This is a genomic window from Desulfonatronum parangueonense (assembly GCF_054656975.1).
Map to the genome: position 1 here is coordinate 654,273 of NZ_BAAHXH010000003.1, position 12,165 is coordinate 666,437.

The following is a 12,165-nucleotide window of genomic DNA, read 5'->3' on the forward strand; positions in this document are numbered from 1 at the left end:
TTTCTCTGGTCCTATTAATAGGTCTTTTCAAGGATCACAGGAGGAGTCTCATGCCGACAAGCCTTGTTTTGGCGGATGTTACTGCCAGCATATCAGATCTCAAGAAAAATCCCATGAAGACCGTAGAGGCGGGCGACGGATTTCCCGTGGCGATCCTGAACCGAAACAAGACTGCCTTCTACTGTGTCCCGTCGCAAGCCTACGAGGCACTTATGGAAAGGCTGGAAGACCTGGAACTGAACGAATTGGCCGATGCCCGCAAGGATCAGCCGGAAGTGGAAGTCACCTTCGATGAATTATAGGTTGCGGTTCAAGGAGCAAGCCTTGAAGGAGTGGCAAAAGCTGGACGAGCATCTTCGAGAACAATTCAAACGCAAACTCCAGGAAAGGCTGCACAGCCCGCATGTCCCCGCCTCTCGTTTGTCCGAAAGCACCCACCGATACAAGATCAAACTGAAAAGCACGGGATACCGTCTTGTCTACGAGGTCCGTGATGCGGCTTTGGTGGTTGTGGTCATTGCCGTGGGGAAGCGCGAGCGTGGTTTGGTTTACAAGGCGGCGGCGAAGCGCTGAAGCGCAACGTGAGTTGATTCACTCTCGACCGCTCCCTTGGAACTGCCACTCCCTTGGCGCAGCGCATAACTCTTGATTCAGTAATTACTCATAAAGGTCGGGCACAGCCTTGTAGCTGCCTTGCACCTTGATTCTCAGGCCTTCGCGGGAAGACTTCATAGGAATGCTATTCCAAGCTCGTCATGCCCGCGAAGGCAGGCATGTGACCATGCTCGCCACAAGTTTTTGAGCAGTTCAAATTGCCTTGTTAAGAGGACAACTTTTTACTAAAAAATTGCCTTCAGTGGAGGGCAAAAATGGAGTACAAGGAGATATTGAGGGGCTGATCCTGTACTCCAGCAGCAACAACTACCGGGATCTGGTGGATGAAATCGCCAAAGCCGATACTTCCTGCGCGCCTCCCCTCTCGCCGACCAAAACGGCCGTCATCGCAGCCGTGGCCGGGACCTTTCCCACAAACAAGATGATCTACGACGCCTCCCACCTTGAAGCCATCTGGCGGCAATGCCCCACCGGGGCAATCATCCCCTATTCCAGCGCTGCTGAAATCACCGAAATGCCCAAAATCAAGGATCTCGTATGACCTCGGAATTCGGCTCCTTTGCACAGACCATCCAGCGCCTGGAGGTCAACCACGACGCTGACCCGCGCCGGGTGTTCATCGACACGGTTTTGATCAATGCCGCGGATTTCATGCGGGGGGCGCAATGATGAGCCGCCAAGGCTCGGCCTTCAATCCGACCGACATCCTGACACGGCTTGACTGGGCGGAAAACGACGACCTGGAATTCAAGTCTGCCAAAGGGGGGCTGCCGTTGAGTCTGTGGGAGACCTACAGCGCCATGGCAAACACCTACGGCGGGGTGATTCTGCTGGGCGTGGAGGATGACGGCCAGGTCAGCGGAGTTCGAGAACCGGCAACGCTCAGAAAAAATTTCTGGAACACGGTCAACAACCGGGGCAAGGTCAATCTGAACCTCCTGAACGATACTGACCTGGCGGAGGTCAACACTCCGGAAGGATTGATCCTCGCCATTCGCATTCCTCAGGCAACACGGTATCAGCGGCCGGTTTTTTTGGGCCAGAATCCCCTAACCGGCGGAAGTTTCCCTGGCTCCGGACGGGGGCACGTCAACCGTGTGCCGTTGATGGGGCACTCCGTACATAACGGCATTGACTCCGTACATAAGGAGGTCGACTCCGTACATAACGGCATTGACTCCGTACATAAGGGGGGCAACTCCGTACATAAGGATTCTGAATCCGAACAGAGCGTCGGACCTTCCTGGTCCAGCGACCCAGAAACAGAGCGAATTGCGGCCCCGGCAAGGCACTCTCAACGCCTTCCTCCGGATGAAATGGAAAAGATCATTCTCGATCTTGCCGGGGGCGTTGGATGACCCGGCGTGATCTTGCGGCTATTCTGCACCGCAATCCGGACAGTTTGCGATCACGATTTCTGACCCCGTTGGTTGCCTATGGTTTGCTGCGGCTCCGCTACCCCGACAAACCCAATCGGGTTGATCAGGCTTATTCGGCGGGCAAAACTGAGGAGTGAGCAGGGGAGCAATATGGAACTGAAGGAGAACGTAAAAATGCCGGACACCAGCCAGCCTCAAATAGCGCACAATCCTGATTTTGTGTATTCCGAAAACGCTTGCAACGGGCGGCACAGCTGGCCCGGCGACGGGCCTGATTCCGAAGGATTACCTTCGCCTGATTGAAAGAAGTTTTTGGCGTATCCCGGATGCTCTTCCATAGGATCTTTTCTTGACTTGTGGGCCTTTTTGGTGATCTGTCGGCGAATAGAACCACGTATCTGTTAAAATTTTCTCTCCATGAAGAGTTTCTTTATCTGGTGTCGTTGCATGTCAGCACCAGTCAAAAAGGCAGGGGAGTGCCATGATGAGTCGATCCATGGAAAAGAGATGCCCAAGTTGCTACGGGGATGTCCAGCAAGCCGAGGTGAAAAAACGCAACCGGTTTCCCACAAACAAGATGATCTACGACGCCTCTCACCGCGAAGCCATCTGGCGGCAATGCCCCACCGGGGCAATCATCCCCTATTCCCGCGCTGCTGAAATCACCGAAATGTCCAACTGCAAGGATCTCGTATGACCTCGGAATTTGACCAATTGCGCGTCTTTCTCAAGGAGATGTTCCAGTTCGAGGACCATGACCTCGACTTCGGCATCTATCGCATCATCCGCCTCAAGCGGCGGTTCATCGAGACGTTTATTGACGGCGACGGCGACAGCAGCCTGCGGGCCACGGTCACGCGGGCGTTGAGCGGAGTGCATAACACTCAGAGTGAAGCGGCCCGCAACTGGCTTGCGTCGTTTGCCGCGACATTGGGCGATAAAGGCAGTGCCAAATGGAAAGCCATGGACGCCGCGCCCGCCAGCAGGGCGGCTCAGGCCGATTTTCGGGTCATGCTGGCTCTGGCAGAAGAGCAGGAGCGCGAGCAGGTGGAGGCCCAGCTCAAGATATTCATCGAAACCCGCCGTCTTTCCGTGGCGGATCTCGAAGTCCGGGTCTACAACCATCTGCTGAACTTTTTCGAGCTGTACTACCAGCACGGCGATTTCGGCTACAACACCCGGGCGGCCAGTGCCTTCAAGGTGGCCTACGAGGCGGATTATGACGGTTCGGACACCCTGTTTCACTGGAAGCACAAGGACAGCTACTACATCAAGACCGGCAACGGCTTTCACAGTGTGCGCTGCGAAATTAATGGGCAGTGGATCGAGTTTCGGCTCAACGGGAGCGAGGATGAGGCCGGGGCTGAGGAGCGGAACAACAACAAGGACAGTGCGATCAAGCACTATCGCTTGTTGGATGTTCAGCTGGTGGAAGAGATCGACGGTCAGGGCAAACCGCGCACCCTGTGGCAGGTCCGATTCGCCCTGGCCGCCGCGTCCACCCCGAAGACCGAAATCTATCCCTATTTGTGGCGGGAAGTCTTTGCCGACGCCACGGACCTCACGCCCTATCTCTACAAAAAACCGGGAAAAAATGACGACCCGCCCGGCAAGCCGCTGTTCAACGACCTGGGCGACGACTATGCCAAGACCGATGGCGGTTCGGTCAAGGGGATCGGACAACTACGTCTGAAGTTCGAAAAATACGTCGAAGAGCTGGCCGGCCGGGACGAGTTCAAGGACCTTGGCAAGAACGCCGATGAACGAAAGCAGTCCCTGGAACGGGACGCCGTGGCCAAGGCCCTCTGGCAGCTCGACCGCAATCTGAACAAGTTCTTCGTGGGCAATGATTCCGACTACTTCATCCACAAGGATTTGCTCAGCTTCCTGACCCGCGAAAAAGCCCGCTTCATCAGGCAGGTGATCTTCTCCGACCTGGACGCCTTGCTCCACGCCGGGGAGGACAACGCCACCACGCTGATCGCCCGGGCCTTCAATATTGTTGCCGACACCCTGATCAACTTTCTCGCGGCCATCGAGAATTTCCAGAAAGGGCTGTTCGAGATGAAGAAAAAGGTGGTGGATACCCACTATCTGATTTCCGTGGGAAACATACCCGCGACCTTTCACCAGCGCGTCCTGGCCTGCGAGGCCCAGCGTGCCGAGTGGCGGGAAGTATTCAAGGTGGATGTCTCCGACGCCGAACAGATCGTCGAGCACCCGACCCTGGTGCTGGATACCAGTCTCTATCGGGATGTTGACCCCGACTTCCAGGACGACCTGCTCAGCCTGCCCGAGTTCGACGATCTGGACGCCCGGACCGACGGACTGCTGATCAACTCGGAAAACTGGCAGGCCCTGAACCTGCTGCAGGAAAAATTCCGCGAACAGATCAAGTGTATCTATATCGACCCGCCATACAACACCGGCGGCGACGGATTCCTGTACAAGGACAGCTTCCGCCATTCGAGCTGGGCCTCGATGATCCACGACCGGCTGCAACTGGCCTACCCGCTGTTGAGCAAGAGCGGCGTGCTCTTCGCCAGCATCGACGACAAGGAACGCACCCAGCTCGAAAACCAGCTCAAGCTGATCTTCGGCCCGGGCAATCGAGTGGAAGAACTGATCTGGGCGCAGAATAGCAATAAAAATAAGTCCCCGACGTATTCTACGAATCATGAATATGTGCAGGTTTTTTCACGTGACCTAGATACCGTGAAAGTCGATCAGTCTATGTTCAGAGAGGCAAAGCCAGGTCTCTCAGATATTATGGAGTTAGTAGAAAAAATTGGCTTTAACTACCCGTCAATTGAAGAAATTGAGCTTGCTATTGTTCAATTGTTTGATAAGCACCGTCGAGAATTTAGAGATGATCTTGAAGAGCAGGGTATTGAGTTTGATAAAAATCTTGATCTCTGGAAAGGTCTTTATAATTACAAAAATGCTGAATATCGTGATGATAAAGGCCATTACGTTCTAGAGGAAAATGCAAAGCAGAGAAAAGCAAACATTTGGATTTGGCGTGAAAGTGATGCTTCAATGCCTCAAGTAAAGCAAGACTCACAAAAAGCAGAATTTAGAGATCCCAATAATCCAGCTTTTCGTTTTTATAAGCCTATACATCCATTAACAAAAAAAGAAAGTCCCTGTCCTAAAAGAGGATGGGCCTGGCCTTTGAATCGTATGGATGGACAAACTTACTGCTTTGTTGAGCTAGATGCAGATAAAAGAATTGTTTGGGGGAGGAATGAGAAAAAAATTCCTCAGATTAAGCGCTATCTTCATGAAGTTGAAACTAACGTTGGAAAATCAGTTATTCTGGATTATTCAGATGGAGAAAAAGATCTAACGGCCACCACAGGCAAGACAAGAACTTTTGCAAGCCCAAAACCCGTAAGCCTCATTGAAAGATTTGTACAACAGACCACTGCCGCCAGCGAATGGGTTCTGGACTTCTTTGCCGGTTCCGGAACCACCGGCCATGCTGTCATGCGTAGTGACGAGCAGCGACGGTTTGTGCTGACGGAAATGGGTGGCTACTTTGATTCCATTCTCAAGCCGCGCATCAAGCGGGTGATGTATTCCAATCAGTGGAAGGACGGCTCTCCGACCACCCGTGGCTTGCAGCGGCGTATCATCAAGGTGCAGGCCTTCGAGCAATACGAAGATGTTCTCGACAATCTCCTTCCGGCCTGGGACGACGCGGCACTGCCGGACCGGGTGCCGGTCAGCTATCTTTTCCGTCCCGAGCGGAACGCACTTTCCTCCAGCCTGAACCTGTCGCGTCCCTTTGCCCAGACCATCCGCGTTGGAAAAGCGCGGGAGGAAAGAACCATCGATCTGATGGAAACCTGGTGCTATTTGCAGGGCTATTGGGTCAAATCACGACGGCTGTACCGGGAATTCGACCGTCCCTACCTGGCAGTGGAAACCACCCACGGCACCTTGGTCGTGTTCCGGGACATCGACGATGCCGAGGACGACACCACCAACCTCAACGCCATTCTCGCCAAATATATCGACGAAAACGGGGTCAGCGCCCTGCAGCGGCTGGAGGTCAACCACGACGCCGACCTGCGTCGGTTGTCCATCGACACGGTTTTGATCAATGCCGCGGACTTCATGCGGGGGACGCAGTGGAGCTGAACAAGGCGCCGCGCATCATCATTGTCGCTGGTCCCAACGGAGCAGGCAAAACCACCTTTGCCGAGGAATTCCTGCCCAAGGAAGCCGACTGCCCCGTCTTCGTCAATGCCGACCTGATTGCCGCCGGCCTCTCGCCGTTTGACCCCGACCAAGCTGCTTTCAAGGCGGGCCGTCTTATGCTGGAAGAAATTCGCAACCATGCCCTGCGCAAAGTGAGCTTTGCCTTTGAGACCACGCTCAGCGGGCGGTGCTATGCGCGCATGATTCCAGGCTGGCAGGCGAACGGCTTTACGGTCAAGCTGGTCTTCCTGCGTTTGACGTCTGCTGAACTGGCCATAGCCCGTGTGCGGCAACGGGTCCGGGCAGGCGGGCACAATGTTCCGGAATCAACGATAAGGCGCAGATTTTTGGCTGGTTTGCGGAATTTTGAGACACTTTACAAGCCCATCGTCAACGAGTGGCTGCTTTATGACAATTCGGCCGCATCGCCGCGTTTCCTTGCGGAAGGAGAGAACCTATGAATACTGAAGACGTGGACGTGAGCCGACCACAAAGACCACGCGACCCTGATTTCATACATGCCGAGGCCGCGTTGCTCCGGGCGGCGCAGCTGGCCCGGCGACGGGCACGGCAGGCAGGGATTGGCGTGATCGTGATGAAAGACGGAAAGATTGTTGAGGAAATGCAGGACCGGGAGCCCGGCGTTGACAAGGGAAGCGAGTTGCCGGGGCGTCAATGACGGAAGGGGTTGCCATCTTATGGAACTGAAACTTTACAACCGCCTCAAGCGCGAACTGCTCAGCGACCTGTACCAGTGCGCCGAGGGGAACGACCGTGCGTACCAGCAGCAGGTGGAATCCTTCGCGTCCAGGCAGCACAGTGGACTGCCGAAAACGTTTGGGCGCAAGATTCAGGGCTGGCTGGCCGAATACAACCGGCTTTTGGCAACCCGCCCGTTCCGGCTCCGCTATTACCAGATTCTGGCCCTCTACTTCACCGAACACGTTCTCAGCCAGAAACGTACCGGCCAAGGTTACGCCGAGCAGAAGGCCCTGGTCTACTGGATGGCCACGGGCAGCGGCAAAACCCTGTTGATGCATTTGAATATCCTGCAGTTCATCGATCATATCGGTGGAGTACAGGCCTTTGACGAGCTGCAACTGATCCTGACCACTCCGGGCGTGAATCTCATCCAGCAGCACGAACGGGAACTGGGCGAATTGGTCCGGCGGTTGAACCGCCTCTGCAACAACCGCATCAAGCTGATCGTGGCCACCACCGGGGCGCTGCTGAACAGGGAGCCCGGCTTTTTCAACATGCCGGAAAGCAGACGCATGTTCCGCCTGGTGCTGGTGGACGAGGGGCATATCGGCCTGTCCGGCGTGGGCAAGGAAAAAATCGGTGCATTCAAGAAACTGCGCCAGGATCTGCTCAAGCCTGAAAACAGCTTTCTGTTCGAGTATTCAGCCACCTATCACGGCATCGCCGAGCAGCACGTGAGCGAATACGAGGAACAGATCGTCTACGACTACAACTATTACCGCTTCTTCAAGGACGGCTACGGCAAGGACTACGCCCTGCAATCCCTGAACGACGACCGCTTTGCGGATCAGGGCAAGAGCGAGGCCGACTTTTTCGGAGCAACCTTTGACACCCTGAGCGACAAACTGACGGCCCATGAGCATCTGGCCATCAGCCAGGCGCAGAAAACGGGACAGTTCGCCTTTGCCGGACGTTTCCCCGACAAGCCGCTGCTGGCTTTCATGGGGAATACGGTGGAAGATCCCAAAAATGAGGGCAAAGACAAGGATGAAGTTTCGGACATCCGCAAGTTCGTCGTCTGGCTGGCCCATTTGCGGATCGAGGAGCGAGAACAGTACCAGACCATTTTCAACGGCCAGTACAGCGGCAAGCTGACCCTGACCCGTTCCCCCGGCATCCAGGACGAAATCTGGCTGTCCTGGGGCGACGGCGGATACTGGGGGCTGATCAACGTGGGCAACGGCGACAGATTCTTCGCCGATTGTGGAGAGCATTCCCAACTGCGTAATGCCGGCGGGGAGCCGCTGGTCACTCTGACCAAGGCGGGCATTGTCAACCCCCGCTATCACTTTTCGGCCATCGACGATCCGGCCTCGCCCATCAACGTGCTGGTGGGCAGCCGCAAGTTCGCCGAGGGCTGGAACTGCTTCCGCGTCTCGATCATCGGGCTGATCAACTTGGGATCAAGCAGGGGCAACAAGATCATCCAGATTTTCGGCCGCGGCGTGCGCCTCAAGGGGCTGCGCGGCGACGGCAAGCGCCGCAACCTGGAGCACTGCCTCGATTATCCCGCCCTGGTCCGGGACAGCACCCCGGACAACCAGTTGCGCCGCCTGGAAACGCTCAACGTCTACAGCCTCAAACGCTCCTGGCTGGAGACGTTTCTCAAGGCTCTGGAGCAGGAGATTTCTTATATTTCCGGCCCCTTTTCCATTGACGTCAAACCGGGCGTGGTCAAGGTCGGCAAGAAGAAGCAACTTTCTTTCCTGGACTATCAGTCCAAGCTGGAGACCTTCAAGGTCGGGCAATCCGAGTTCGACGCGCCGCTGCGGGTGATCCTGGACGCGGGCAGCCATGCCTGGGAGTGGGAGCATGTGCAGGACGGTGAAACCGTGAGCGGCACGCTTCCCAATCCGGGCATTAAGCTTGACTACCGGGCCAACCGCAACGCGAGGGGAAAAAATGTAAATCATTCCTTGATTCACTGCCTGAAAAATCAATCCGCCTTCCTGCCCGTCGATGACTTGCAACAACGCCTGCTGATCTGGTCCCGACAGCAACGGGTCCAACTCTATTTGCGCCAGGACGGCCGGACCCGGTGTCTGCGCCTTGGGGACATTCTGCGGACCGTCGGCGAGGTGCTGTACGATCATCCCCTGGATGATCGTTCCTGGTCCGTGGCCGAACGCCTGCTGGACGAGGTGCGGCGCGACGTTCTGGAAAAGATCTTCCACAAGGTCCGCTACGACATCGACAAGCGCAATTACCGCTTCGGCCCGGTGGAACAAAAGACGGCCAGCACCCCCGGCGATTTCATCGACAGCTACACCGTGACTCTTGAATTTGCCAAGGAAAGCGAAAAGCAGGCTTTTGAAAAGCAACCCGACGTCTGGGAGCAGCTCCGGCTCAATTTCGAGGAAAAACGGGGGGATTACCACATCTACGAGCCGCTCCTGCACGAGGCCGAGGAAGACCTGCTCAGGAAGCACAAGCTGCAACGGATCGGCATCTCCCCGGACCGGCTCAATGCCGGAGAACGCAAGTTCCTCCGCGACATTCTGGACTTCATCGGGACTAGGTACGCCCGCGACCACCGCGAATTCTACCTGATGCGCAATGTGGAATCCCTGCGCTCCATCGGCCTGTATCTCGAAGGCGAAACCCGGGTTTTCTATCCGGACTTCGTGTTGTGGATCGTCGACGAAAAGCGTCGGAGGACTACCTTGGCGCTCTTCGACCCCAAGGGGCAGACGGGAATCCGCGATGAAAGCGATCTTGGTCTGAGTGGACCGGACGGGATGAACGACAAGGTCCGGGTGGCCACCAGCGGACATCTGAAGGAACTGGCTCAAAAGATGAGCCACAAAACCGGACGGGAATGGAGCATTCACTCCTTTATCCTGCTGCGGGACACGTCCCCACTTGGCCAGTTTAGGGGTTCGGCGGCCAGTGACGGTGAGGTAGGTCTAGCGGAGAGGATGATCGAGAAGGGCGTTCTGCGCCTGGACTGGCACGAGAAGAACGAACAAGGCCAAGCCTCCACGCGGCTGAGGGACGGCGAGAGCTATCTGAGCCGGATTTTCGCAAAGCTGGCGCCGCCCCATCTGTCTTGACCACATTTCAGGTTCTACATGAGGGCCTGCCCAAACAGGCCCTCATGATTGAAAATGAGCATGATTTGCAACAAGAGGGCCAAAGGTCCTTCGCTGGTGTTTCATGAAATCGCCGGCGTAACGTTGAACCAAACAAGCCATTGCCAAACATCGATGGCTCGGGAGCATTACGCGTTTCTGTAAATCGGGGTGCGAGCATTACGCAATTTTTGATGAGCCTCACCCTTTTAGGCCGCCCCTTCAGGGCTGGGTAAATTATTTCATTGATACCCAGGGCGTTGCCCTGGGCTGTACTTGTTTCGCCCTTTCAGAGCTTGATTTCAGCGCCAAAGGGGCGACACATGGTAATTGCTCAACAACAAGACCGGGCATCCTTACCGCCGGGACTCCGTGCTGCCTGGATACCGGCCTGCGCCGGTATGACGAATGGAGTACTTTGGTAGCGAGTTCTCCCGGTCGTCACCCCGGCGCAAGCCGGGGGCTAGGTGTTTTGTGTGATCCACTTGCCCAGAGTATTGAGCAGTTACGACACATGTTCGCAACCTCCCGTTGAGACTGCACAACCCGCATATCCGCATCAGCATCATTCCCAGGCATCGTCCAACATGTCCTCTATGCGTCGACGCAGACGGTGAGAAAAAACGTTTTTCCGAATCATGTCGCGCAGGCGAGCTTCAACGTCCTCTTTTGGAAAGCGGCGCAGATGCTTGATGATTGCCGTGACCCACTGCCGGGTGGTGTTGTTGGAGTGCGTCGCTTCCAGGTCGGTCAGGAGCAATTCCAGGAATCTTTGAGATTTGCAGCCAACCAAATTCTGTAACATACCCACCTTGAAGTGCACATGTTCCAATGTCCGTGGCGGGCCGAGGCGTTCGAAAAAATCCAGCAGGGCGGTCGTGGCCTGTTCGTTGCCCGTGGATGAAAAGAGTATCAAGCCGTTCAAGGCTGATTCCCGTGTCTTTGGAGAATGCAACTGGTCGATATAGGACTGCAGCGGGATCCTGATGCCGTTGACCCAGATGTCTCCTTTTTGGTCAAAGGCCATGTGAAATTCTGCGCCCTGCTCAGCCCCGAAAATGGTCGTCAGTTCCACTGGCTCTGTTGATCCGTCCCTTGTCTTGATTTCCACGATCTCCACTGGTTCGAATTTTTCGCAACTCTCTCTTGTCAGAAGAAAACGTTTAGCCTTGATCAATTCTCGGCATCTGTCGAATCGCAATTCCAGGATATCGTCCTCATAGGGAGCGAACGCCGGGTCGTTTATGCAGATTCCATATTCCGTCATGCCGTCGCTGTCGGGGAAGAAAAGGCTGCAATTGCCGCATTGTTCATTAAGGTCATGTGCCATAATTCTTCCCTTCCGTGTGGATTTTTCGATAAGAATCATCACATTATCAAAAGGTCGAGTAACTACTCAATAGGCAGGGCAACCAACCACCGCGGATCTGTGCTGCCTGGATAGCGGTACGCGCCGGCCTGCGCCGGTATGACGGAATGGAGTGCCTCGATAGCGAGTTCTCTCGGTCGTCACCCCGGCGCAGGCCGGGGTCCAGGTGTTTTTGTGTGGGTCACTTGGCCGAAGTTATTGAGCAGTTACAAAGCCGATGGTCTTGTTGATCGCCCGCTGCCGCAGTACGTGACAATCAATTTCCGGTGAAGGTCACCCTGTCATTGTCTTGTCGACCAAAGCTGAAAACTCCTGCATGGCCGCTGCCATATTCGAAGGCCGTTGATAGCCGTCCCGGTGGATCGATTCGACAATTCTTTTTCTTCCTGGTCCAGATACGTGTCGTCTTTCATGATTGCGCTTCCTTCTTCAACAGGTGAGCGTACTTCTTGTGAAATTTCCTGTCCGGAAAAATGGTCTTCAAAAAAACAACGGATTCCGTCTCAACAAAGGGCACAATGTGTACGTAGCCATTGAGGTCAATCACCAGGATTTTTTTGCGGGTACGTGTCCTGGCGAGGGTGAACCTCGATGGCAGAGGGGGAGTCGATTTTCCTGGACGGCCAGCAGGACATCCTCGAAGCAAATGCCGCGTATTTCCAGGAGCCGTATTTTTTTCCTCGCTCCAGAGAATGATTTTCAAAGTTCTGTCTCCTTGAGTCAACACTCTATCAATATACAGCGTGACTACAAGTGATTACTT

12 protein-coding genes are annotated in these 12,165 nt (G+C 55.2%); 11 read left to right on the top strand and 1 reads right to left on the bottom strand.

All coding sequences use genetic code 11. The features are described from left to right. The first annotated feature begins 50 nt into the window (after positions 1-50). The 11 genes from ACYQ15_RS03425 to ACYQ15_RS03475 all read left to right on the top strand — a co-directional run bounded on the left by ACYQ15_RS03425 (position 51) and on the right by ACYQ15_RS03475 (position 10,015). On the top strand, positions 51-302 hold the full coding sequence (locus ACYQ15_RS03425; RefSeq protein ID WP_459936126.1) for a type II toxin-antitoxin system Phd/YefM family antitoxin: 252 nt from the start codon (positions 51-53) through the stop codon (positions 300-302). Beyond that, a complete protein-coding gene (locus ACYQ15_RS03430) occupies positions 292-573 on the top strand; it encodes a type II toxin-antitoxin system RelE family toxin (protein WP_459936127.1) in 282 nt (93 codons plus the stop codon). Before ACYQ15_RS03425 ends, ACYQ15_RS03430 begins: the two co-directional genes overlap by 11 nt. A gap of 283 nt (positions 574-856) precedes the next feature. Continuing rightward, the gene (locus tag ACYQ15_RS03435; protein ID WP_459936128.1) at positions 857-1,156 is read left to right on the top strand and encodes a hypothetical protein; all 300 of its coding nucleotides are present in this window, start codon (positions 857-859) and stop codon (positions 1,154-1,156) included. Further along, the gene (locus tag ACYQ15_RS03440; RefSeq protein ID WP_459936129.1) at positions 1,153-1,284 is read left to right on the top strand and encodes a hypothetical protein; all 132 of its coding nucleotides are present in this window, start codon (positions 1,153-1,155) and stop codon (positions 1,282-1,284) included. The genes ACYQ15_RS03435 and ACYQ15_RS03440 overlap by 4 nt, the downstream gene beginning before the upstream one ends. Beyond that, positions 1,281-1,973, top strand: coding sequence for an AlbA family DNA-binding domain-containing protein (locus tag ACYQ15_RS03445; protein WP_459936130.1), 693 nt, complete (start codon positions 1,281-1,283; stop codon positions 1,971-1,973). The genes ACYQ15_RS03440 and ACYQ15_RS03445 overlap by 4 nt, the downstream gene beginning before the upstream one ends. A 171-nt stretch (positions 1,974-2,144) precedes the next feature. After that, a complete protein-coding gene (locus ACYQ15_RS03450; protein WP_459936131.1) occupies positions 2,145-2,297 on the top strand; it encodes a hypothetical protein in 153 nt (50 codons plus the stop codon). Positions 2,298-2,490: 193 nt separating this feature from the next. Beyond that, positions 2,491-2,691, top strand: coding sequence for a hypothetical protein (locus ACYQ15_RS03455; RefSeq protein WP_459936132.1), 201 nt, complete (start codon positions 2,491-2,493; stop codon positions 2,689-2,691). Continuing rightward, entirely contained in the window at positions 2,688-6,140 is a 3,453-nt protein-coding gene (locus ACYQ15_RS03460) for a site-specific DNA-methyltransferase (protein ID WP_459936133.1), read from the top strand. The genes ACYQ15_RS03455 and ACYQ15_RS03460 overlap by 4 nt, the downstream gene beginning before the upstream one ends. Beyond that, entirely contained in the window at positions 6,131-6,661 is a 531-nt protein-coding gene (locus ACYQ15_RS03465) for an ATPase (RefSeq protein ID WP_459936134.1), read from the top strand. Before ACYQ15_RS03460 ends, ACYQ15_RS03465 begins: the two co-directional genes overlap by 10 nt. Then, positions 6,658-6,879 (top strand): hypothetical protein, encoded by a 222-nt coding sequence (locus ACYQ15_RS03470; RefSeq protein WP_459936135.1) that lies wholly within the window; start codon positions 6,658-6,660, stop codon positions 6,877-6,879. The genes ACYQ15_RS03465 and ACYQ15_RS03470 overlap by 4 nt, the downstream gene beginning before the upstream one ends. Before the next feature lie 19 nt (positions 6,880-6,898). Continuing rightward, positions 6,899-10,015 (top strand): DEAD/DEAH box helicase, encoded by a 3,117-nt coding sequence (locus tag ACYQ15_RS03475; RefSeq protein WP_459936136.1) that lies wholly within the window; start codon positions 6,899-6,901, stop codon positions 10,013-10,015. A gap of 583 nt (positions 10,016-10,598) precedes the next feature. Here ACYQ15_RS03475 and ACYQ15_RS03480 read toward each other — a convergent pair. Then, a complete protein-coding gene (locus ACYQ15_RS03480; RefSeq protein ID WP_459936137.1) occupies positions 10,599-11,363 on the bottom strand; it encodes a hypothetical protein in 765 nt (254 codons plus the stop codon). Positions 11,364-12,165: the final 802 nt, after the last annotated feature.